Source organism: Curtobacterium sp. MCLR17_032 (assembly GCF_003234795.2).
Taxonomy (GTDB): domain Bacteria; phylum Actinomycetota; class Actinomycetes; order Actinomycetales; family Microbacteriaceae; genus Curtobacterium.
The window spans coordinates 691,216-713,315 of the sequence record NZ_CP126268.1 but is presented as its reverse complement, the minus strand read 5'-3'; the positions used below and the strand labels follow the sequence as shown (position 1 = coordinate 713,315).

Annotated in this window: 25 protein-coding genes; 14 read left to right on the top strand and 11 right to left on the bottom strand. The window is 72.1% G+C overall.

Annotation, left to right across the window (positions count from 1 at the left end):
• Positions 1–416 precede the first annotated feature (416 nt).
• From DEI97_RS03430 to DEI97_RS03400, 7 genes are all read right to left on the bottom strand, one after another.
• Positions 417–1,079: a hypothetical protein gene (locus tag DEI97_RS03430; protein ID WP_111074969.1), complete on the bottom strand. Its 663-nt coding sequence runs from the start codon at positions 1,077–1,079 to the stop codon at positions 417–419.
• Positions 1,076–1,474, bottom strand: coding sequence for a PLD nuclease N-terminal domain-containing protein (locus DEI97_RS03425; protein WP_181439251.1), 399 nt, complete (start codon positions 1,472–1,474; stop codon positions 1,076–1,078). The genes DEI97_RS03430 and DEI97_RS03425 overlap by 4 nt, the downstream gene beginning before the upstream one ends.
• A 91-nt stretch (positions 1,475–1,565) precedes the next feature.
• Positions 1,566–2,204 carry a hypothetical protein gene (locus tag DEI97_RS03420; RefSeq protein ID WP_111074967.1) on the bottom strand — a complete coding sequence of 213 codons (639 nt, stop codon included), beginning with the start codon at positions 2,202–2,204 and terminating at the stop codon, positions 1,566–1,568.
• A gap of 50 nt (positions 2,205–2,254) precedes the next feature.
• Positions 2,255–2,692, bottom strand: coding sequence for a molybdenum cofactor biosynthesis protein MoaE (locus tag DEI97_RS03415; protein ID WP_111074966.1), 438 nt, complete (start codon positions 2,690–2,692; stop codon positions 2,255–2,257).
• Positions 2,689–3,204 (bottom strand): MogA/MoaB family molybdenum cofactor biosynthesis protein, encoded by a 516-nt coding sequence (locus DEI97_RS03410; RefSeq protein ID WP_111074965.1) that lies wholly within the window; start codon positions 3,202–3,204, stop codon positions 2,689–2,691. The genes DEI97_RS03415 and DEI97_RS03410 overlap by 4 nt, the downstream gene beginning before the upstream one ends.
• Positions 3,201–3,671, bottom strand: coding sequence for a cyclic pyranopterin monophosphate synthase MoaC (gene moaC, locus DEI97_RS03405; protein ID WP_111074964.1), 471 nt, complete (start codon positions 3,669–3,671; stop codon positions 3,201–3,203). Before moaC ends, DEI97_RS03410 begins: the two co-directional genes overlap by 4 nt.
• Positions 3,668–4,924, bottom strand: a complete 1,257-nt coding sequence (locus tag DEI97_RS03400; RefSeq protein ID WP_111074963.1) for a molybdopterin molybdotransferase MoeA — start codon at positions 4,922–4,924, stop codon at positions 3,668–3,670. The genes moaC and DEI97_RS03400 overlap by 4 nt, the downstream gene beginning before the upstream one ends.
• A gap of 121 nt (positions 4,925–5,045) precedes the next feature.
• Between DEI97_RS03400 and DEI97_RS03395 the strand changes: the two genes are divergently transcribed.
• From DEI97_RS03395 to DEI97_RS03350, 10 genes are all read left to right on the top strand, one after another.
• The gene (locus tag DEI97_RS03395; protein ID WP_111074962.1) at positions 5,046–5,927 is read left to right on the top strand and encodes an MTAP family purine nucleoside phosphorylase; all 882 of its coding nucleotides are present in this window, start codon (positions 5,046–5,048) and stop codon (positions 5,925–5,927) included.
• Positions 5,924–6,994: an NAD-dependent epimerase/dehydratase family protein gene (locus tag DEI97_RS03390; RefSeq protein ID WP_111074961.1), complete on the top strand. Its 1,071-nt coding sequence runs from the start codon at positions 5,924–5,926 to the stop codon at positions 6,992–6,994. The genes DEI97_RS03395 and DEI97_RS03390 overlap by 4 nt, the downstream gene beginning before the upstream one ends.
• Positions 6,995–7,282: 288 nt before the next feature.
• A complete protein-coding gene (locus tag DEI97_RS03385) occupies positions 7,283–8,038 on the top strand; it encodes a glycosyltransferase family 2 protein (RefSeq protein WP_308118890.1) in 756 nt (251 codons plus the stop codon).
• Positions 8,035–8,673 carry a TIGR04282 family arsenosugar biosynthesis glycosyltransferase gene (locus tag DEI97_RS03380; RefSeq protein ID WP_181439250.1) on the top strand — a complete coding sequence of 213 codons (639 nt, stop codon included), beginning with the start codon at positions 8,035–8,037 and terminating at the stop codon, positions 8,671–8,673. Before DEI97_RS03385 ends, DEI97_RS03380 begins: the two co-directional genes overlap by 4 nt.
• Complete coding sequence (locus DEI97_RS03375) at positions 8,670–9,338, top strand: class I SAM-dependent methyltransferase (RefSeq protein WP_111074959.1); 669 nt, start codon at positions 8,670–8,672, stop codon at positions 9,336–9,338. The genes DEI97_RS03380 and DEI97_RS03375 overlap by 4 nt, the downstream gene beginning before the upstream one ends.
• A 121-nt stretch (positions 9,339–9,459) precedes the next feature.
• Positions 9,460–9,708, top strand: a complete 249-nt coding sequence (locus DEI97_RS03370) for a hypothetical protein (protein ID WP_146248145.1) — start codon at positions 9,460–9,462, stop codon at positions 9,706–9,708.
• Between the two features lie 256 nt (positions 9,709–9,964).
• A complete protein-coding gene (gene pgm, locus DEI97_RS03365; RefSeq protein WP_111074957.1) occupies positions 9,965–11,584 on the top strand; it encodes a phosphoglucomutase (alpha-D-glucose-1,6-bisphosphate-dependent) in 1,620 nt (539 codons plus the stop codon).
• A gap of 32 nt (positions 11,585–11,616) precedes the next feature.
• Entirely contained in the window at positions 11,617–12,510 is an 894-nt protein-coding gene (locus tag DEI97_RS03360; RefSeq protein ID WP_111074956.1) for a hypothetical protein, read from the top strand.
• Positions 12,511–12,656: 146 nt separating this feature from the next.
• Positions 12,657–15,080, top strand: a complete 2,424-nt coding sequence (locus DEI97_RS03355; protein ID WP_111074955.1) for an MDR family MFS transporter — start codon at positions 12,657–12,659, stop codon at positions 15,078–15,080.
• Positions 15,081–15,184: 104 nt separating this feature from the next.
• The gene (locus tag DEI97_RS03350; protein ID WP_111074954.1) at positions 15,185–15,469 is read left to right on the top strand and encodes a GNAT family N-acetyltransferase; all 285 of its coding nucleotides are present in this window, start codon (positions 15,185–15,187) and stop codon (positions 15,467–15,469) included.
• A gap of 61 nt (positions 15,470–15,530) precedes the next feature.
• Here DEI97_RS03350 and DEI97_RS03345 read toward each other — a convergent pair whose 3' ends face one another.
• The 3 genes from DEI97_RS03345 to DEI97_RS03335 form a co-directional block, all read right to left on the bottom strand.
• Positions 15,531–15,857 carry a hypothetical protein gene (locus tag DEI97_RS03345; RefSeq protein WP_111074953.1) on the bottom strand — a complete coding sequence of 109 codons (327 nt, stop codon included), beginning with the start codon at positions 15,855–15,857 and terminating at the stop codon, positions 15,531–15,533.
• A gap of 211 nt (positions 15,858–16,068) precedes the next feature.
• Positions 16,069–17,118 carry a lipoate-protein ligase LplAB gene (gene lplAB, locus DEI97_RS03340; protein ID WP_111074952.1) on the bottom strand — a complete coding sequence of 350 codons (1,050 nt, stop codon included), beginning with the start codon at positions 17,116–17,118 and terminating at the stop codon, positions 16,069–16,071.
• Between the two features lie 85 nt (positions 17,119–17,203).
• The gene (locus DEI97_RS03335) at positions 17,204–18,076 is read right to left on the bottom strand and encodes an alpha/beta hydrolase (RefSeq protein ID WP_258376709.1); all 873 of its coding nucleotides are present in this window, start codon (positions 18,074–18,076) and stop codon (positions 17,204–17,206) included.
• Between the two features lie 79 nt (positions 18,077–18,155).
• Here DEI97_RS03335 and DEI97_RS03330 point away from each other — a divergent pair, with 79 nt between their 5' ends.
• The 3 genes from DEI97_RS03330 (at position 18,156) to DEI97_RS03320 (ending at position 20,591) form a co-directional block, all read left to right on the top strand.
• A complete protein-coding gene (locus DEI97_RS03330) occupies positions 18,156–19,298 on the top strand; it encodes an inorganic phosphate transporter (RefSeq protein WP_111074950.1) in 1,143 nt (380 codons plus the stop codon).
• 11 nt (positions 19,299–19,309) lie between these two features.
• Complete coding sequence (locus DEI97_RS03325) at positions 19,310–19,579, top strand: hypothetical protein (RefSeq protein ID WP_111074949.1); 270 nt, start codon at positions 19,310–19,312, stop codon at positions 19,577–19,579.
• A gap of 70 nt (positions 19,580–19,649) precedes the next feature.
• Positions 19,650–20,591 carry an acetamidase/formamidase family protein gene (locus tag DEI97_RS03320; RefSeq protein ID WP_111074948.1) on the top strand — a complete coding sequence of 314 codons (942 nt, stop codon included), beginning with the start codon at positions 19,650–19,652 and terminating at the stop codon, positions 20,589–20,591.
• A 118-nt stretch (positions 20,592–20,709) separates the two neighbouring features.
• On the opposite strand, the gene DEI97_RS03315 is transcribed toward DEI97_RS03320, so the two are convergent.
• Entirely contained in the window at positions 20,710–21,462 is a 753-nt protein-coding gene (locus tag DEI97_RS03315) for an SDR family NAD(P)-dependent oxidoreductase (protein ID WP_111074947.1), read from the bottom strand.
• Between the two features lie 172 nt (positions 21,463–21,634).
• Between DEI97_RS03315 and DEI97_RS03310 the strand changes: the two genes are divergently transcribed.
• The gene (locus DEI97_RS03310; RefSeq protein WP_111074946.1) at positions 21,635–22,099 is read left to right on the top strand and encodes a MarR family winged helix-turn-helix transcriptional regulator; all 465 of its coding nucleotides are present in this window, start codon (positions 21,635–21,637) and stop codon (positions 22,097–22,099) included.
• The last annotated feature ends 1 nt before the right edge of the window (position 22,100 follow it).

Genomic DNA, 22,100 nt, shown 5'->3' with positions numbered 1-22,100 from the left:
GCGGGCGCCGGCCGGTTCCGATCGGCTGCGCCCGACAGGATCCCCTTCGCACCGCGGGATCCCACGGTGCAAGCCGGATGCGGTTGTGCGGGTCCGGTTCGCGCCGGCTCGGGCGGCACCCGGTCCGGGCCGCCCCGGGTTCGCCGGGCTCAGCCGTCGCCGTGCCTCGGCGGTCGCCCGGGGGGCGCGGGGCGCACGGGGCTCCGCCGGTTCCGGCTGGCTGAGCACAACGGGATCCCGCTCGAACCGGCTGATCCCGTGGCGCGAACGGATTGTCGTTGGGCGGGTCCGGCCGGCGCCACGTCCAACCCGCGCCGGGTCCGCCCCGCGGCCGAGCCCGGGAGCCAGGGAGCCCGGGAGCCCGGGAGCCCAGGAGCGCGAGCCCGCCGCCCGTCAGGCCGGCCTGGAGGCTCGGCTCACGCCGTCCGCTCGAGGAACGCCCGCCACCGCTCCCGCTGCCTCGTCACGACGAAGAACATCACCCCGAACACGAGCGCGAGGACGGCTTCGAACCAGAGCATGACGCCGTTGCCCGCCGCGAGGGACTGCCCCACCGCCAGCGGCACCCACCCCGCCGTGAACCAGAGGGTCCACTCGCTCTGCACCAGTCGCAGCTGCGCCAGCCGTCGGAGCACCCGGACGCGGTGCGGCTCAGCCGGCGCGCGACCGCTGAGGACCCGCTCGATCCCGCGTCGCTCCCGCATCGTCATCCCCGACAGCGGATCGGACCACATCGTCCGCCACGAGCGCGCGCGGCTGATACGCACGACCCCGACCACCCAGACGACCAGTGCGAGCACGAAGGCGCCGGTGCCGATCAGGGACGACGTGTCCGACGGCTGCCGAGCGGGCACCGTCGTCTGCACGGCCAGCAACCACCCGAGCGCACCGGCGAGCACGACCAGTGCGGCCGCCGCGACCAACCGGCTGCGGAGACGTCGCCCGCTGCGCTGCACCTCCCGCGGTTCGGCACCGTCCGTCAGGAAGGCGGAGCGCTGGTCGACGAACTCCCAGCGCCGGTCGTCGAACGAGAGCGGCGGGACGTCGGCCCAGGCGTCCGGACGGGAGGCCCGACTCACGTCGCCGCCGTCGTGTCGCCTTCGCCGGCCGCTTCCTTCGCCCGCTTCAAGCGTGCCTGCGCTTCCCAGTACTCGATCTCTCGCTCGAGCTCGGCGAGTTCCTGCTCGGTGCTCGAGACACGCTTGTCCCCGTGCGCGCTCTTCGCGGCGCCGAGGGTGGCGTACCGGTCCTCGTGACGCGCGGGCTCGAGGTACCGGCCGTGGTTCCGCGGTCCGGCCGCCCAGTCGTGCCCGATCGCGAACCAGACGATGCTGCCGACGACGGGCAGCAGGATCACGAGGATGATCCACGCGACCTTCGGCAGCCCACGCACCTCGCTGTCGGTCCGCGTGATGATGTCGATCAACGCGAACACGAGCAGGACGACGCTCACGCCGGACAGCAGGATTCCCATGGCCTCGGATCCTATGGGTCCGCTGTGTTCTCCCGCTACACCCGCGGTCGTGATCCGGGCTGGCGCACACCCATCGCCGCCGCCGACGGGCTCACGCAGATGAGCCGGGGGCGTCCTCCGGGGTCGCCCCGGCTCGGAGCACTCGGCGCACGCGGAACACATCAACCCCGACGACCCCGGCTCCGACGAGGACGAGGACGGCGGACACCGCGTACAACGCCCCGAGCGGGAAGTCCGAGGACCCGGCCCCCAGGACGAGGGCACTCCAGACCGTCGCGTACCAGAGCGGCTGTTCGACGCGCAGGAGGTCCGCACGGAGCAGGGCTGCCGCGCGCACGACCCGCCGCCGATCGGCCGGTACCGGGCTCCGACCGGTGACCGCTCGCTGCACGGCCTGGCGTTCCCGGCTGGTCAACACCGTCGTCACCGTCGGGTACGCCATTCCCAGGCGTTCGCGGACCCGGTTGCCCTGGATCGTGCGGACGACCAGGACGACCAGGGCCGCGCCCACCACCGACAGTCCGACGACGAGGTGCGGGGCGTCGTCGTCTCCGCGGGGCAGGACGACGAACCCGACCGTCACGACGAGCAGTGCCAGGACGCCGAGGCACAGACTCCACCGCGACCACGCACTGACCCGGAGGAGCGAGCCCTCGTCCGCGAGCACCGCTTCCGCGTCGTGGGCAGCCGCCGCCCATCGTCGGGACACCAGGTCTTGGTCGATGCTCACGTCTCCCGATCGAACACCGTCCGCGACCTCAGAGGACGTATCGCCCACCGTCAGAGCGCCGCGACCCACTCGTCCGACCCGTCGGTGAAGCGCTGGTGCTTCCAGATAGGCACCTGCTCCTTCACCAGGTCGACCAGGGCACCGCAGGCCGCGAACGCCTCGGCCCGGTGCCCGGACGCCACGGCTGCAGCGAGCGCGACGTCCCCGATGCCGAGGGCGCCCACGCGGTGCAGCACGGCGATGCGGACCTCGGGGTGCTGTTCGGCGATGCTGCGAGCGACCGAGGCGATGACGTCACCGGCGCTCGGGTGCCGTTCGTACTCGAGGGCGGTGACCCCCTTGCCGCCGTCGTGGTCGCGGACGACCCCGGCGAAGGTGACGACGGCTCCGTCCTGGTCCGAGGCGACGACCGCCGAGACCTCGTCGACGGTGATGTCCCGGTCGACGACGTCGGCCACGACGACCCGTTCGGCTGCGGTGCCGCTCACGAGGCGCTCCGCGGGGCGTGCCCGTCGCCGTGCAGTTGGGCGAGCAGGTGGTCGAGGAGCCCGTCGAGCACGGCCAGCCCGTCGGCGACTCCGCCGCGGGACCCGGGCAGCGTGACGACGAACGCCTGACCGCCGACGACCCCGGCGACTCCGCGGCTGAGGAGTGCCGTGGGTCCGGCACCGGCCAGACCGCGGCGGCGGATCTCCTCGACGATGCCGGGGAGTTCCAGGTCGAGCAGCGGCGCGACGGCTTCGGGGGTGCGGTCGGTCGGGGTGACGCCGGTGCCGCCCGTGGTGATGACGACGCGGGCACCACCGCTGACGGCTGCGGTGAGGGTGTCGGCGACGGGGCCGCCGTCGGGGACGATCGCCGGGTCGCCGACGGTGAACCCGCGGGTGCGGAGCCACTCGGCGATGACGGGTCCGGTGCGGTCGAGCGCGGGGTCGGTGGCGGCCGAGGTGGAGACCACGAGGACGGCGGCGCGACCGCGGTCCGGGGTGTCGAGGGTCACGACGCGATCCAGTCACCGGAACGTCCGCCGTGCTTCTCGAGGACGCGGACGTCCGTGATCGACGCCGCGCGGTCGACGGCCTTGACCATGTCGTACACGGTGAGGGCGGCGACGCTGGCGCCGGTCAGGGCCTCCATCTCGACGCCGGTGCGTGAAGTCGTGCGGACGGACACGTGGACGACGACGCGGTCCTCGACGCCGGTGATGTCGACCTCGACCCCGGCGATCGGCAGCGGGTGGCAGAGCGGGATGAGGTCGGCGGTCTTCTTCACCGCCATGATCGCCGCGATGCGGGCGGTGCCGATCACCTCGCCCTTGGGCAGCGAGCCGTCGAGGATCCGGGCGACGACGTCCGGTCGGGTGACGAGCGTCGCGGTCGCGGTGGCGGAGCGTGCGGTGACGTCCTTGTCGGAGACGTCCACCATGTGCGCGCTGCCGTCGGCGCGGACGTGGGACAGGTCGGTCATCGGATGCTCCAGACGGTCAGGACGTCGCCCGGGTCGACCTGGCTGGTGCCGACCGGGACGTGGACGAGGTGCGTGGCTTCCGCGTAGTGCCAGAGCAGGTGCGAGCTCGGCCCGCCGACGAACTGCACACGGCCGTCCACGATGGTCCCGCGCCGGACCTGGTGCTTGCCTGCGGGCGAGGTCGCGGCGTCGGCACTCGGCAGGTCGGCACTCGGACGACCCTCGGGCAGTCCGGCGGCGCGGGCGAGCACCGGGCGTAGGAACACCTCGAACGACACCAGCGCCGAGACGGGGTTGCCCGGGAAGGCGACGACGGGCACCGACCGACCGGCGATCGTCACGCTGCCGAGGGCCTGCGGACCGCCCGGCTGCATCGCGACCGGTGTCACCTGGAGCCCCCGGGGCTCGAGCGCCTGGCGGACCACCTCGTACGCCCCGGCGCTGATGCCGCCCGTGGTGAGGACGAGGTCCGCCCACTCCCCCACGGCCTGGTCGAGCGCGCCGACGAACCGTTCGGCGTCGTCGGGCACCCGGACGCGACGGGTCTCGACGCCGACCTCGGCGAGCGCGGCGGACAGTGCGACACCGTTCGCGTCGCCGATGGCCGCCCCGGCGCGGAGGTCACCGGCCGCGGCGGCACCGCCGTCGTCGAGCAGTTCGCTGCCGGTCGACACGACGAGCACCCGCGGACGACGGAACACGTCGACGGTGGCGACCCCCGCCCCGGCGAGGGCGCCCAGGACGGCGGGGGTGACGGCCTGTCCGGCGCGGGCGATGGCCGACCCGGCGCGGAGGTCCGAACCTGCGACGCGGACGAACGTGCCCGCGACCAGGTCGTCCGGCACCGGCACGACCTCGGCGTCGAGCGCGGCGGGGAAGGCACCGGCGGGGGTCGACTCCACGGGGAAGACGGCATCGGCACCGTCCGGGATCCGCGCCCCGGTCATGATCGGGGCTGCGGTACCCGGCTCGAGGGGTGGGGGCACGAGGCCAGCGGGGATCGGAGCGACGACGCGCAGGGTGGTACCGGCGTCGGCAGCGCGGACGGCGAACCCGTCCATCTGGCTGTTGTCGAACGCGGGCAGCGGGGTCGGTGCGGGCACGGAGGCCGCGAGCACCCGGTACCCGCGTCCGGCGCCGGACGCCACGGCCAGGTCGACGACCGGCACTGACTCGGCGTCTCCCCGCCCACCCGGCAGGGCCGGCTCGACGAGCGCCTGGACTGCTTCCCGGTGCTGACCGATCGTTCGCACGCGCGCCTCCGAATGGTCCTGACGCGGCGCATCGGACGACGCACCGCTCGCGGGCCGTTCCTGGCCTGCATCTGTAGCGTAACGACGGCGCCGACCAGCGCCGAGGACGACCGGAGGACCTGTGGACAACGAGAAGACGGCAACGATCGGTGTGATCGGTGGATCCGGCCTGTACGAGCTGTTCGAGCCCGGCACCGCCGACGAGATCGACGTCCCGACGCCCTTCGGTGCGACCTCGAGCCCGATCAGCGTCGGCACGATGTCCGGCCGCCGGGTCGCGTTCCTGACGCGCCACGGCCGCGCGCACTCGGTCGCCCCGCACCGCATCGAGCACCGCGCGAACCTCTGGGCGCTGCGCTCACTCGGCGTCCGGGCCGTGGTGTCCTCGAGCGCCGTCGGCGGCCTCCACCCCGACTATGCTCCCGGCACCTTCGTGGTGACGGACCAGCTGATCGACCGGACATGGGGCCGCGCCGACACGTACTTCGAGGACGAGGTGCAGCACCTCTCCTTCGCCGATCCGTTCGACCCGGTGCTCCGTCGTGCGGCGATCGACGCGATCGCCGCCCTGGACGTGCCGTTCCGCCCGACCGGAACGTGCGTCGTCATCCAGGGTCCGCGGTTCTCGAGCCGCGCCGAGTCGGTGTGGATGCGCGAGGCCGGCGGCCACACGATCAACATGACGATGTCGCCCGAGGTCCCGCTGGCCGCCGAGCTCGGCATCGGCACGGTCAACCTGTCGTTCGTCACCGACGCCGACGCGGGCCTGGCCCCGGCCACGGACGAGACCACCAGCACCAGCACCGGCACCGGCAGCACCGAGAGCACCGCCAGCACCGACGCCCCGGTCACCCACCAGGCCGTGATGGACCGCCTGGCCCGCGCGAACGAGGTGATCGTCCGCGCGATCGGCTCGATCGTGGCCGCGATCCCCGACGACTACGCCCCGCGTGAGCTCGTGCCGGCGAGCGCCTCCGCCCGCGTGCTGGAGCTCCGCCCGTGACCCGCCTGCTCGTCACCGGCGGCGCCGGGTTCATCGGCTCGACGATCGTCCGGCAGGCCCTGGCCGCCGGGTACGAGGTCCGCGTCCTCGACTCCCTGCGCACCGACGTGCACGGCGATCCGGAGGCCGTGGTCACCGCCCACCGCACCGCCGGCATCGAGCTGGTGCACGGCGACGTCCGCGACCGGGTGGCGCTCGACGCCGCGCTGCACGAGGTCGACGTGGTCTGCCACCAGGCAGCGAAGGTCGGGCTCGGCGTCGACTTCCAGGACGCGCCCGACTACGTGTCGAGCAACGACGCCGGCACCGCGCACGTGCTGGCCGCGATGGACCGGCTGGACCTCGGCCGCCTCGTGGTCGCCAGCTCGATGGTCGTCTACGGCGAGGGCGCGTACACGACCGCGGACGGCGAGCCGCTGCGCCCGCCGGCCCGCCGCCGCGAGGACCTGGACGCCGGGCAGTTCGACCCGATCGGCCCCGACGGCCGCCCGCTGCTGCCGGGCCTGATCGACGAGTCGGCAGCCCTCGACCCGCGGAACGTCTACGCCCAGACGAAGGTCGCGCAGGAGCAGCTGGCCTCGTCGTGGACCCGCGCCACCGGAGGTCGCGCGGTCGCGCTCCGCTACCACAACGTCTACGGTCCGGGCATGCCGGCGAACACGCCCTACGCGGGCGTCGCGTCGCTGTTCCGCTCGGCCCTGGCCCGCGGCGAGGCCCCCCGGGTCTTCGAGGACGGCGCGCAACGTCGCGACTTCGTGCACGTCGACGACGTCGCGGGCGCGAACATCGCGGCGATCGCCGCGACCGAGTCCGCCCCGGCCGAGTCGTTCCGGGCGTTCAACGTCGGTTCCGGCACGGTCCACACGATCGGCGAGATGGCGGCCGCGATCGCCGGTCCGGACGGCCCGCAGCCGGTCGTCACGGGTGAGTACCGCCTGGGCGACGTCCGCCACGTCACCGCGTCCTCGGCCCGCATCGCCGACGAGCTCGGCTGGCACGCGCAGGTCGACTTCACCGCGGGCATGCGCGACTTCGCGACGGCCCCGCTCCGCGCCGCGGTGCGCTGACCGAACGCCCCACGGCCACCCGGTCCCGACCCGGCCACCCGCGGGACGGGAGGCACGTCCCCCACTCGGGGCGCGCCTCCCGTCCGACACACTGTCGCGACCACCGCCGCGGTGCGGAGAACGGCCAGCCGGACGCGCCGACACGTACCCCGGTCAGCAACCTCGTGTTGTGTTGGGTGCATGACACAACACCCCGCAGCGGACGCCGTCGGGCCGGAACCGACGCGCCCGACTGACGAGGCGACCACCGCGACCCATCGCTCGGAGCACCCGCACCGAATGGTCTCCATGAGCGTCGACGTGATCCTCCCCTGCCTCGACGAGGCGGACGCGCTGCCGTCCGTCATCGGCCGCCTGCCCGAGGGGTACCGGGCCGTGGTCGTCGACAACGGCTCCACCGACGGTTCGGCCGACGTCGCCCGTGCGCACGGCGCCCTCGTGGTCACCGAGCCGGTCCGCGGCTTCGGGTCGGCCTGTGCCGCCGGTGTCGCCGCCGCGACCGCGGACTACGTGGCCTTCTGCGACGCCGACGCGTCGATGGACCCGGCCGAGCTCCCCGCCCTCGTCCAGCGTGTCGCGGACGGCCGGGTCGACCTGGCCCTCGGCCGCCGCGTCCCCACCAGCCGCGGGGCCTGGGCACCGCACGCACGCTTCGCGAACCGCGTCCTCGCCGTCCTGATGCGCCGCGCGACCGGCTACCGCCTGACCGACCTCGGCCCGATGCGCGTGATGCGTCGCGAGGACCTCGTCGCCCTCGACCTCCGCGACCGCCGCAGCGGCTACCCGCTCGAGATGGTCCTCGCTGCACACGCCGCCGGCTGGCGCGTCGACGAGTCGGACATCGGCTACGCGCAGCGCATCGGCGACAGCAAGGTCACCGGCACGCTCCGCGGCACCGTCAACGCCGTCAAGGACATGTCACGTCTGCTCCGCGCCTACCGACGGGAGGCCCGCACCCGGACCGTCGCGCCCGTGTCGGTCCGCCAGCGGGTCGCCGCCACCTCCGCGGCTGCGGAACCCACCACCGCCGAGGTGCGCTCGTGACCGGCATCACGGTGGCCGTCGTCGCCAAGGAGTGCCTGCCCGGCAAGGTGAAGACACGCCTGACCCCGGCCCTGACCCCTGAGGGTGCTGCCAGGGTCGCCGCCGCCAGCCTCGCGGACACGCTCGCCACGGTGTCGGCGCTGCCGGCAGCACGCCGGGTCCTCTTCTACGACGGCGACGTCCTGCCCGACGGCGCGGACGGCTTCGACGTCCTGCACCAGCCCGGCGGCGGACTCGACGAGCGCCTGGGCTTCCTGTTCGACACCGTGCAGGAGCCCCTGCTGCTGGTCGGCATGGACACCCCGCAGGTCTCGGTCGACGCCCTCGCCCCCGTGTTCGACAGCGCCGAGCGTGACGCGTGGTTCGGTCCGGCGGAAGACGGCGGCTTCTGGTCGCTGTTCATGCGCGAGCCGACCGGCGACCTGATCCGTGGCGTCCCGATGTCGCAGGACGACACCGGGGCCGTGCAACTCGAACGCTTGCGGACCGCCGGGCTGGACACGGGCCTCCTGACCGAACTGCTCGACGTCGACACGCTGCCGGACGCCGAGCGCGTCGCAGCCCTCGCCCCCACCACACGGTTCGCGGCGGCCCTGGCCGACGAGACCACGACGACCACCGGAGGTGTCCGATGACCGACACGACGAGCACCCTGCAGGCCTTCGGGGCCGGCGGCGACGAACCGTACGCACGGGCCCTGCGCTCGGACGGCCGACTCCGTCTCACTGACGCCGAGCGTCCGGGCGAGGTCGTCACGATGGACGTCGGACGCTGGAGCGCGGCGGCGGACCGGGTCGACCGGTCCCTGCTCGAGGGCGCCGACGGTCCGGTCATCGACCTCGGCTGCGGGCCGGGGCGCATGCTCGTCGCGGCACTGCGGATGGGGCTGCCGGCACTCGGTGTCGACGTCTCGGCCGAAGCGGTCGCGATCGCCACCCGCTCCGGCGGTCGGGCGGTCCAGGGATCGGTCTTCGAGCCGGTTCCGGACGAGGGCCACTGGGACACCGCGCTCATCATCGACGGCAACATCGGCATCGGCGGCGACCCGGTCGCCTTGCTCGCCCGTGCTGCCGAGATCGTCCGGGACGGCGGCCGTGTCGTCGTCGAGACGAACCGCGACGCCGACGCCGACCGCACCTACGTCGCCACCGTGACGGACGCCGACGGCCACGCGAGCTCCGCGTTCCCGTGGGCCGAGGTCGGGCTCACTGCACTGCATGCCCACGCCACCACGGCCGGGCTCACCGCCCGGCAGAGCTGGACCGACGGCGGCCGGCACTTCTGCGAGCTCATCGCCTGACTCCCGTCTTCTTTTGCATCATGCAAGAGAACGACGTAGAGTGGTGCGCAGCAGTCGATGGTGTCGCGGACCCATCGGCTCGATGGTCGCGGCACCCCGGCACGACAGCGAGGAGAGCACCATGAGCACCTTCCCCCTCGGCGGGACCTTCGTCAGCGGACTCCGTCAGCACGACGAGCTCGGCACCTACGCCTCGACCGGCCGTGCGATGCGCGTCGACGCGGCGATCGGCACCTACACGGGCGTCCCCGCCGGACACGTGGGTCGGTTCGTCGACACCGAGTTCCGTCGTCCGAGCACGGCGACCTCGAGCACACGGACCGTCACCGGGTCCGTCCGCACCGCGACCGGGTCGTTCCGCACGGCCTGAACCCGTCGGGAGGCTCAGCCCCCCTTCGGGAGGCTCAGCCCCCGTCGGCAGGTCGCCTCGGCCCGCCCCCAGAACGGCTCGCCTGCGCGGCGAGCAGCCAGACCGCGAGCGGTCGCACTCCTCGGCTTCCCCCCAGCCCGAGGAAGGCGGCCGCTCGCGTTCGTCCCGGCAGTCCCCCGCGTGGTTCCCCGCAACGGCTCCGCACAGTTCTCCACAACCGTGGGCGCATCCACCACGGCGATGCCAGGATGGGGTCATGAGCGACCGTGCCGGAACCCCAGCGACCGCAGACGACCTCGTCGACCTCGATGCGCTCACCGCGGCGTACTACGACCGGGTCCCGGACGTCACGAACCCCGAGCAGAAGGTCGTGTTCGGCACCTCGGGGCACCGCGGCTCCTCGCTCGACAGTGCGTTCAACGACACGCACATCGCCGCCATCACGCAGGCGATCGTGGAGTACCGCACCGCGCAGGGCACCGACGGCCCGCTCTTCATCGGCCGCGACACCCACGCGCTGTCCGGACCGGCCGAACGCACCGCGCTCGAGGTCCTGGCCGCCAACGGCGTGCACGTCCTCGCCGACGCCGACAACGGGTACGTCCCGACGCCGGCGCTGAGCCACGCGATCATCGCCTACAACACGGCCGGACACGACGACACCGCCGACGGAATCGTCATCACCCCGAGCCACAACCCGCCCCGCGACGGCGGCTTCAAGTACAACCCCCCGCACGGCGGCCCCGCCGACAGTGACGCCACCTCGTGGATCGCCGACCGTGCCAACGCGATCATCGCCGGCGGCAACGCCGAGGTGCGGCGCGCCGAACACGCCACCCACGACGGCTACGACTTCCTGCACAACTACGTCGCCGACCTCGAGAACATCATCGACATCGCCGCGATCAAGCGCGCCGGCGTGAAGATCGGCGCCGACCCGCTCGGTGGCGCCTCGCTGCCGTACTGGAACCTCATCCGCGACCACTACGGCCTGGACCTCACCGTCGTGAACCCGGACGTCGACCCGACCTGGTCGTTCATGACGCTCGACTGGGACGGCAAGATCCGGATGGACCCGTCGAGCCCCTCGGCGATGGCGTCGGTCGTGGCCCGCAAGGACGACTTCGACGTCCTGACGGGCAACGACGCCGACTCCGACCGGCACGGCATCGTCACGCCCGACGGCGGTCTGATGAACCCGAACCACTACCTCGCCGTCGCGATCGAGTACCTCTACGCGCACCGTCCGCAGTGGCGCGACGACGCCGCGATCGGCAAGACCCTGGTGTCGTCGAGCATCATCGACCGCGTCGCCGAGTCCCTGGGCCGTCGTCTGTGGGAGGTCCCGGTCGGCTTCAAGTGGTTCGTCCCCGGGCTGATCGACGGCTCGGTGGCCTTCGGCGGTGAAGAGTCCGCGGGTGCGTCGTTCCTGCGCATGGACGGCACCGCGTGGACGACCGACAAGGACGGCATCATCCTGGCGCTCCTGGCGTCCGAGATCGTCGCCGTCACGGGCAAGACGCCGTCGCAGCTGTACGCCGAACTCACCGAGCGCTTCGGCGACCCGGTGTACCAGCGCGTCGACGCCGCCGCCAGCAAGGAGCAGAAGGCCCGCCTGTCCAAGCTCGACGGCGACGCCATCACCGCCGAGACCCTGGCGGGCGACCCGATCACCGCGAAGCTGTCGAAGGCGCCGGGCAACGACGCCGCCGTCGGTGGTGTCAAGGTCGTCACGGACAAGGCCTGGTTCGCCGCTCGCCCCTCCGGTACCGAGGACGTCTACAAGATCTACGCCGAGAGCTTCGTCGGGCAGGAGCACCTCGAGCAGGTCCAGCGCGAAGCCAAGGAGATCGTCGACGCCGCCCTCGGGTCCTGACAGGCGCTCGGTTCCGTGGAAGGCTGAGCAGCATGGCGTTGTTCGGACGGAAGAAGCCGGTGGCGGAGCCGCTGCCCCTCGTCGTGCTCGCGCAGCGCACGCTGGCGGAGCGCGGTGTCGAGACGACGGTGGACGGGCCGGGCGACGACCCCGCACACGTGCGTCTGCTCGGGGCGGACGGGCAGGTCTACCTGCTCGCGAACCTCGCCGCCCAGGTCCGCGGCGAGAACGACGAGCGACGGACGGCCATCGTCCGGGCCCACTTCGACCGGATGCTGCAGGCGCACCGTGAGCCGACGCCCGAAGAGCTCAGCGCCGACGAGCTGCGGGACCGCGTCCGGCTCCGTCTGCTCGCGGAGGACGGCTCCGACCCGACCGACCTGACGTACGCGCGACCGTTCGCCCCGGGGCTCGTCCTCGGGCTCTGCGTCGACTACCCGACGATGGTGAGCACCCTGGCGACGCAGACGCTGCCGAAGCTCGCGATCGGTGCGGACGAACTCTGGGCGATGGCCCGCTTCAACACGGACGCCGAACCGGTGGACGCGAACGCCGAGCTCGCGCCGGGCGTGCACCTCGTCGAGGGCGAGTCGCTGTTCACCGCGTCGAAGGCCGTCAACCTGCCCGCCCTGTTCGGTGCCGCCCCGTTCGGCACCGTGTTCGCCGTCCCGCACCGGCACCTGCTGCTCGCCGTCCCGATCCGCGACGCCGACAGCCTGCAGGCGATCCAGACACTCGCCGGCCTGCTCGTGCGGATCCTCGGCGACGAGGACGCCGGGCTACCCGGTGGGCTCCTCAGCCCGCACCTGCTGTTCTCCCGCCACGACCAGGTGTCCACCGTCTCGTCGTTCGACCCCGAGACCGGCGAACTCCGCATCGAGGTCGACGAGCGGTTCCAAGAGGCCCTGGAGCAAGCCGTCGCCTGACGGGTCCCCGCTGGTCACCCCGGAGGTCTGCCCCACATCACGCTGTGGACGGCTGCCGATCTCCACAGGAACGCGTTCCCGGTGCGCGCTGCCGTTGCCCGAGTTGTAACTTTGCACGCAGCGCAAAATCTTCGGGAGTCCCGCACATGACACAGACCGCGACCGCACCCGCGGCCCCCACGACGTCGTCGAACGTCGTGATGAACCACCGCCAGATCCTGCTCGTGATCTACGGCCTGATGGCCGGTATGTTCCTGGGCGCCCTCGACCAGACGATCGTGGGCACGGCGATCCGGACCATCGGCGACGACCTGCACGGTCTCGACCAGCAGGCGTGGGTCACCACCGGGTACCTCATCGCCTCGACGATCACGACGCCCATCTACGGCAAGCTGTCCGACCTCTTCGGTCGACGCCCGCTGTTCATCACGGCGATCGCGATCTTCATCCTCGGCTCGCTCGCCGCGTCGTTCTCGACGTCGATGCTCATGCTCGCCGGGTTCCGTGCCCTGCAGGGTCTCGGCGCGGGTGGCCTGATGTCCCTGCCGCTCGCGATCATGGGCGACATGCTCGCGCCGCGTGAGCGTGCCAAGTACCAGGGCTACTTCCTGGCCGTGTTCGGCATCTCGTCCGTCATCGGCCCGCTCGTCGGCGGTGTCTTCGCCGGCGCGAACGAGCTCCTCTTCATCTCCGGATGGCGCTGGGTCTTCCTGATCAACGTCCCGATCGGCATCATCGCGCTGTTCATGGTGCTGACCTTCCTGCACCTGCCGAAGTACGGCGAGCGCCGCAAGCCCCGCATCGACTGGTGGGGGGCGTCCCTCGTCATCGTGACGCTCGTGCCGCTGCTCCTCATCGCCGAGCAGGGTCGTGAGTGGGGTTGGGGCTCCCCCGGTGCCCTGGCCTGCTACGGGGTGGGTGCGCTCGGGCTGATCGCGTTCGTCATCGTCGAGCGGGCGATGGGCGACGACGCGATCCTGCCGCTGAAGCTCTTCAGCTCGCACGTGTTCTCGATGGCGGCCGTACTGTCGGTGCTCATCGGCTTCGGCATGTTCGGCGCGATGCTGACCATCCCGCTGTACCTGCAGATCGTCAAGGGCGTGACGCCGACCGAGTCCGGGTTCGCGATGCTCCCGATGGTCCTCGGCCTGATGATCTCGTCGATCGCGTCCGGTCAGATCGTGTCCCGCACCGGCAAGTACCGGATCTTCCCGGTCACCGGTACGGCCTTCACCGCCGTCGGTTACACGGTCCTGACCTTCCTCACTGCGGACCGCCCGCTCTGGTTCCTGATGACCGGCATGTTCCTCATCGGTCTCGGCCTCGGTCAGCTCATGCAGACGCTGACCCTCGCCGCGCAGAACTCCGTCTCGCCGCGGGACATCGGCGTCGCCACCAGTGCCGCCACGTTCTTCCGCCAGATCGGCGGCACGATGGGCACCGCGGTGCTGCTGTCGGTGCTGTTCAGCCTGATGCCGACGAACATCACCGGTGCGCTGCAGAACGAGTCCGACCTGAAGAGCGCCCTGAACGCCGCCTTGAACCCCGCGGTGGCGAACGCCGAGGCGAACAAGGGCGTGATGAACCAGATCTGGGACCCGATCGTCACCCCGATCAAGAAGAACGTCCAGGACGGCCTCGACCAGGGTGCCGTGCAGGCGAAGCAGGCAGCCGACCAGGCCGTGACGAAGCAGGTGACCGCCGCCGTGCAGCAGCAGGTCGACGCGGGCACCATCCCCGCCGCGGCCGCCGACACGGTCATCGCCCAGCAGGTCGCCGACGCGAAGGGCGACGCCGAGCAGAAGGCACTGCAGACCGCGGCCGCCAAGGTCGGGGCGGACGTCGTCGACGGCACCCTGCAGGTCGACTACTCGAACGCCTCGCAGCGCAGCAACATCGTCGACACGGTCGCACCGAAGCTCGTCGACCAGCTGCGTGACGGCAAGGGCGGCACCTCGACGAGCACGTCGTCCACCAACGACACGTCGTTCCTCAACGGTTCCGACAAGCGTCTGAGCCGTCCGTTCCTGGTCGGGTTCAGCGACTCGGCGGTCACGGTCTACTGGGTCGGCCTCGCGGTCATCCTGCTGGCATTCGTCCTCACCTGGTTCTTCAAGGTGCCGCCGCTCCGCAAGACCTCGGCGCTGCAGGAGCAGGCCGACGCCGCGCGGAAGACCGCCGACGACGACCGTCTGACCGTCGACGCCCAGCAGGCAGCGGCCGGCTCCGGCTCGCTCGTCTCGCCGGACACCGGGTCGATGTCGATCGTGCCGACCTCGCCGGACGTGCCCGCGCAGCCGCGCTCGGCCCGATCGGCTGGTGGCTCGACGGTCTCGGTCCTGCCGACGACGACCACGAGTGCGACGTCGACCACCAGCGCGACGTCGACGGACGACACCCGGGCACCCCTGCCCCACGCGTCCACCCACGGAGCGCACTCGTCGTCGACACCGGTGGACGAGCCTCCCGCGGCGACCGGTGCGATCCGGACGCAGCACGGCGCCCACGCCGCCGGCGACACCGAACCGCCGGCCGACGAGCACCCGCACGGTCGGCACACGGCCGGTTAGCCCTTCGCGGAACGCAACGTGGGCGGTTGCACGCAGCGGTACTCCGCGGTGTGCAGCCGCCCACGTTGCGTGTTGCGGGAGGTGTCCGGCGTAGCGTCCGGAGGATGAGTCTCGAAGTCCGCAACGACACCGACCAGAACCAGTACTCCCTCGTCGAGGACGGCACCGTCATCGGCCTCGCCGCGTACGAGATCGACGGCGACGCGATCCACTTCGTGCACACCGAGGTCGACCCGGAACACCGGGGTGGCGGGCACGCCTCGATCCTCGTCGAGCACGCCCTGGACGACGTGCGGGCGAACTCGGACCGCCGGGTCGTCGCCGGGTGCAGCTACGTCGCAGCGTGGCTGGACCGGCACCCGGACCACCAGGACCTGCTCACGCGCTGAGCAGCGTCGGCAGCGAGCCCGACGGCCTCCGCCGGCGACGCCCGGCGGGTCGCGCGAGGTCTCAGTACGAGCGGTCGTGCGTGCCGGCCCGGTGTGCGCCGCTGCCGGCCCGCGCCGACGGCACCCGGATGAGCACGGTGCCGCTGAGCAGGTCGTGGTCGTCGCGTGACGGCGTCGGCGCCTCTCGCGGGAGGCGCGCCTGCCGCTCGTACTCGGCCTGCGTCTCGTGTCGGGTCGGCGCGAACACCTCGTCCATCATCGACACGACGCCACCGGATCCGCCCCCGCGTGTGGACTTGTTCGACAGGTCGATCCAGCCCACGCGGTCGGCGATCCACATCACGACGACCGCAGCGGCCACCGCCCCCAGGAAGATCAACCAGTTCACGGCAGCGACGTTACGTGGCCGTCCGGCGGAGGACATCCGCCGCGCGGCTGATCCTCGTGATCCGCACGGACGGCACCGGTCGGCGCCGAGGCACCGAGGCTCGCCCCTGCGGACACAATGCCGCACTCGGGCGCCGAATAGTGTCCGCCAGGGCGAGGCTCGGCGCCGAGCCGGCCCCAGCCGCAGGCCGCGCACCGGCGGCCCCGCGCGCTCAGGGCACGCGCTCGAGCCACTCCCGCGTCGCGAACTTCGTGTCGACGAGCTCCTGCGCCTTCTGCCGTTCGGCGTCCGTCACGTGCCCCTCGGTCGCGCCGTACAGCGTCGTGAACGTGCCGACGAGCCGGTCGATGATCTCCGCCCGGCTCAGTCCGGTCTGCGACCGCAGCGGGTCGACCCGCTTCGCAGCGCTCGTCGTCCCCTTGTCGCTCATCTTCTCGCGACCGATCCGGAGGACCTCGACCATCTTCTCGCCGTCCATGTCGTAGCTCATGGTGGCGTGGTGCAGCAGCGACCCGGTGCCCAGGCGTTTCTGCGCGGCGCCGCCGATCTTGCCCTTGGTCGAGGTGATGTCGTTGAGCGGCTGGTAGTACGCATCGATGCCGAGGGACTTCAGCGCCTCGATCACCCACTCGTCCAGGTACGCGTACGAGTCGGCGAACGTCATGCCCTGCACGAGTTCGGTCGGCACGTACAGCGAGTACGAGATGATCGCGCCGGCGTCCATGAACATCGCGCCGCCGCCGGAGATGCGGCGGACGACCTGCACGCCGTACTTCTCGGCACCGGCCGGGTCGACCTCGTTCTTCAGCGACTGGAACGACCCGATCACGACGGCCGGCTGGTCCCACTCCCAGATCCGCAGGGTGGGCCCGCGGCGTCCGGCCCCGACCTCTTCGGTGAGGACCTGGTCGAGCGCCAGGTGCTCGTTCGGGCTGATCGGCCCCTCGTGGATGACCTGCCACTCGTAGTCCCGCCACGACGAGGCCCGCGACAGCGCCCGGCGGACCGCGACCCCGACGGACTCGGGCGTGAAGCCGAGCAGGACGGCGTCCTCGGGCAGTGCGTGCCGGACGGCGGCGGCGATGCCGGCCGCGTCCGTGTCGGCGCGCAGGCCGTCGACCGCCTGGTCGATCAGCGGCAGCGCGTCGTCGGGCTCGAGGAAGAAGTCACCCGCCAGGCGGAACTGGTCGATCTTGCCGTCGACGACCTCCAGGTCGACGACGACCAGCTTGCCCCCGGGGACCTTGTACTCACCGTGCATGCCGCCACCCTATTCCGGGAGGCCCGTGGCGGGCCCGACACGGGCCTCCCGTCCGACCGTCGGACGGACGCACCGTCGGACGGACTCAGCGCCGCGGGACGGCCCGGTCGAGCCACGCGACGAGGTCGGCGACCACCTCGTCCCGGTTCGTCTCCTTGTAGACCTCGTGCCGCGCCCCGTCGTAGACCTGCACGGTGACGTCGGAGAGCCGCCCACGCCGCCGGTACGCGCGGGCGAGCAGCTCGACCGAGCGGGGCCCGCCGAGGGAGTCGTCCGAGCCGACCTGCAGCAGCACCGGCAGGTCGTTCGGGATCCGTCGGCGCGGCAGGCCGAGCAGCCGCAGGGTGTCGGGCAGACCGAACAGCCCGATGACGTCCGCCTCGACGACCAGCGGGTCGAGCCCGATCGCCTCGATGACGGCGCGGTCCCGGGTGAGCCACTCGTGCTTCGTCGGGCCGGACGCTGCGTGCCGCCGGTTGAGGTCCCCGCCGTTCATCAGCCCCGGGACGCGGAGCGCACTGCCCGACAGGACCACGCCGGCGTACTGCTCGGACGACGTGTTCACGATCCGCTGCGCCATCAGGGAGCCCCACGAGTGGCCGAGCAGCACGACGGGCAGGCCGGGGTCGTCGGCCTTCGCGACCGCGGTCATCTGTTCGACGGCGGCGATCGCTGCCCGGAGCCCGCCCGGCCCGAGACGACCGAGCTTGGTGTGGTCGCCGTCCCACTGCGCCAGGCCGGTGCGGCCGTGCCCGCGGTGGTCATTGACGTGGACGGTCCACCCGGCGCGGACCAGGTCCTGCGCGAGCGGCTCGTACCGGAGGCCGTGCTCCCCGACACCGTGGGCGATCTGCACGACGCCCCGCGGCTTGCCGGCACGCCAGGTCGAGTAGACGATCTCGACACCGTGGGCGTCGACGAACGAGGAGTCGCCGCGGGCGGCGGAGAACGTGGGCACGGCAGCATCCTGGCAGACCCCGGACCTGTTCACCCGGCGTTCACCCGGGGTCGCCTCCCCGGGGCATAGCGTCTCGCGCATGGACGTCCTCGTCACAGTCGTGTTGGTGATCGTGGTGGCCCTCGTGTTCGACTTCACGAACGGGTTCCACGACACCGCGAACGCCATGGCCACCTCGGTGGCCACGGGTGCCCTCAAGCCCCGCACCGCCGTCATCATCTCCGCCGTGCTCAACCTGGTCGGTGCGTTCCTGTCCACCGAGGTGGCGAAGACCGTCTCGCAGGGGATCATCCGCGAGGGTCAGGACGGCATCCACATCTCGCCGACGATGATCTTCGCGGGACTGGTCGGGGCGGTGCTCTGGAACCTGGCGACCTGGTACTTCGGGCTGCCGTCGTCGTCCACGCACGCGCTGTTCGGCGGGCTGATCGGGGCGTCGATCATCGGGGCCGGGCTGAACTCGGTCGACTGGACCACGGTGGTCTCGAAGGTCGTGCTGCCGGCGCTGCTCTCCCCCGTCATCGCGGGCGTGATCGCCCTGGTCGCGACGTACTTCGCCTACCGCCTGACCAAGAACGCAACCACGCACGGTGCCGCGACGGGCTTCCGGCACGGGCAGACGATCTCCGCGTCGCTGGTGTCCCTGGCGCACGGCACGAACGACGCGCAGAAGACGATGGGCGTCATCACGCTGACCCTGATCGCCGCGGGCTACCAGGGCGCCGGTACCGGTCCGGAGCTCTGGGTGATCCTGGCCTGCGGTCTCGCGATCGCCCTGGGCACCTACATGGGCGGCTGGCGCATCATGCAGACCGTCGGCAAGAAGATCTCGGACGTGCAGTCCCCGCAGGGCTTCGCGGCGGAGACCAGTTCGGCCGCGACGATCCTGGTCTCCTCGCACCTGGGCTTCGCGCTGTCGACCACGCACGTGACGAGCGGGTCGGTCATCGGTTCGGGCCTCGGCAAGAAGCTGGCGGACGTCCACTGGGGCGTCGTCGGCAAGATCGTCATCGCGTGGGTCATCACGCTGCCGTCGGCCGCGGTCGTCGGCGGCCTCGCGACCTGGCTGGCCTCGACCTCGTCGATCGGCCTGGTCGTCGTGGCACTGCTGGCCCTGGCCGGCGGACTCACGTTCTACTTCCTCGCCCGGCGCAAGCCGATCAGCGCGGACGACGTCCACGAGGGCGCCGCGGAGCGCGAGCCCGTGGCCGCCGGGAACTGAGAGGGACACCGATGGACATCGACTTCACCGCCATCGGCACCGTCGCGGGGGTCGGCTTCGTCGCCGCCGTCGGCGTGGTGCTGCTCTACACGCTGGGGCTGCGGCTGCTCGGCACCGGTCAGCCCGCTGATGCCGCGGGCGAGAAGACGCAGTACTCCGAGGAGACGCAGCGGTCCGGCACGACGCCGCCGGTCGCGTACCTGGGCGCGGGCGTCTGCTTCGCGCTGTGCGTCGCGGCGGTCCTCTACGGCATCTGGATGACGATCCCCCAGTTCCACTGACACCGGCGTCCGGCGCCGCGTCCGGCGTCCGGCTCCACCCGCCCGGAGCCGCGCCTGGGATGATCGGCCGGTGACCCACCACCGCATCGAGACCACCTCCGACACCGCCGTCGACGTCCTCACCGCCGAGCGAGCGCCGGTGCTGACCGTCGAACCGGGCGACACCGTCACGGTCCACACCCTCAGCGCCGCCGGGTACACCGAACGGCTGTCGGAGCCGGGAGCCGAGGCACCGACGCTCATCGCCTCCCGCCGCGGCCACTGCCTGCTCGGTCCGATCGCCGTCACCGGCGCCCGGCCCGGGCAGGTGCTCGCGGTCCGGTTCGACGAGCTGGTGCCGGACGACTGGGGTTACACCGGCTCGGGCGGCGTGGACACCCCGCTGAACCGTGCCCTCGGTCTGGCCGACCCGTCCACGCGGGGCCCGCTGCTCTGGGACGTCGACCCGACCACGGGCACGGCGCACAACCAGCTCGGCCTCGGTGTGCGGACCGCTCCGTTCCTCGGCCTGGTCGGACTGCCGCCGCAGCCGACGGGTGAGCACTCGACGATCCCACCGCGACCGCTCGGCGGGGGCAACATCGACTGCCGGGAGCTCGTCGCCGGCGCCACCCTGTACCTGCCGGTCACCGTCCCGGAGGCGCTGCTCTCGGTCGGTGACGGTCACGCGGCCCAGGGCGACGGCGAGGTCTCCGGCACCGCCGTCGAGTGCGGCATGACGACCACCATGACGCTGACCCTGCTCGACGAGGCCCCGGTCGACGGCATCCACGCCGACACCCCGGCGGGACGCATCACGTTCGGGTTCGACGCCGACCTCAACGCGGCCACGACGACGGCGCTCGACCGGATGGTCGACTGGATCGCCGGCACGTACGACATCACACGCGCCGAGGCACTCGGCATGGCGAGCGTCGCCGTCAGCATGCGGGTCACCCAGGTCGCGAACCGCACCTGGGGTGTGCACGCGCTCCTCCCGCACGACGCGATCCTGACGCGAGCGGCGGACTGACGCGGGCGGCCAGCTGACGCAGACGGTCGGCTGACGGACGGGAGGCCCAGCGGACGTGAGCGGGTCTGCTCACGTCCGCCGGGCCTCCCGTCCGGACCCGCGTCGCGCGGGTTCCCGGTCAGTGCGCGGAGTACCCGCCGTCGACGAGGTGGTAGCTGCCGCTGATGAACGACGCCTGGTCACTGAGCAGGAACAGGACGAGCGCGGCGACCTCGGCGTCGGTGCCGAGGCGTCCGGCGGCGTGCTGCGCCTCGAGGCCGGCGAGTTCGTCGCCGCTCAGCGACGAGCGGACCAGCGGGGTGTCGATGAAGCCCGGGCCGACGGCGTTCGTGCGGACGCCCTTCGCCGTGTACTCGAGCGCGGCGACCTTGGTCAGGCCGACGAGGGCGTGCTTCGACGCGACGTAGGCCGCGTTGTTCGCGAGGCCGACCGAACCGAGGACCGACGACATGTTGACGATCGCGCCGCCACCGGCCGCGAGGATCGCCGGGATCTCGTAGCGCAGGCCGTAGAAGACGCCGTCGAGGTCGACGGCACGGACGCGGTCCCAGGCTGCGACGTCGTACTCGCCGATCGGCTGGGGTGCCGCGCCGATGCCGGCGTTGTTGACGGCCAGGTGCAGGGCGCCGTAGGTGTCGACGGCGAACTGGACGGCTCGCTCGTTGTCCGCGGCGATCGACGAGTTCGCGGAGACGGCGGCCGCGGTGCCACCGGCCTGCTCGATCTCGGCGACGACGCGCTCGGCGGCTTCCTGCTTGATGTCCGTGACGACGACGGAGGCTCCCGCTGCCGCGAGCTCCTTCGCGATCGATTCACCGATGCCGCTGCCACCACCGGTGACGATGGCGACCTTGCCCTCGAACCCGTTCATCTGTCCTGCTCCTCCCGTGCCTTCCGGCCCGTGTCGATTGGGCAACACCTGTTGCCCAGGCTCTCACTCTACGCCCGTCGACCGGGGGTTCGTCGGCGGGCTGTGGACGATTCGCTGCACGATCGGGCTGAACCGGTTCGTTCGCTGAACTAATGAGCTAGGCTAACGACTCGTGACCGTCACCGACCCGCCCCCCACCGCCGCGCGTCGTCGCCCGTCGCCGGATCCTTCGCTCGCCAGCGACGTCCGGATCGCCGTGAACCGGCTGTCCCGGACCCTGCGGGCGCAGAAGGCCGACACGACCGTCAGCGACGCCCAGTTCTCCGCCCTCGCCCTGCTGCACCGCGAGGGCGCGATGAGCCTCGCCGACCTCAGCCGCCGCGAGGGCGTCACCCCGCCCTCGATGACCAAGACCGTCACGGCCCTCCTCGACCGCGGCCTGCTCACGAAGGACGGCCACGGCGACGACCGCCGCAAGGTCCTGCTCTGCCCGACCGCCGACGGCGACGACCTGGTCACCGAGACCCGGCAGCGTCGCGACGGCTGGCTCACCCCGCGCCTCGCGGCCCTCACCCCGGCGGAGCGGAAGACCCTCACCGCCGCCACCGACATCCTCCGGAGGCTCGCCGCCCAGTGAG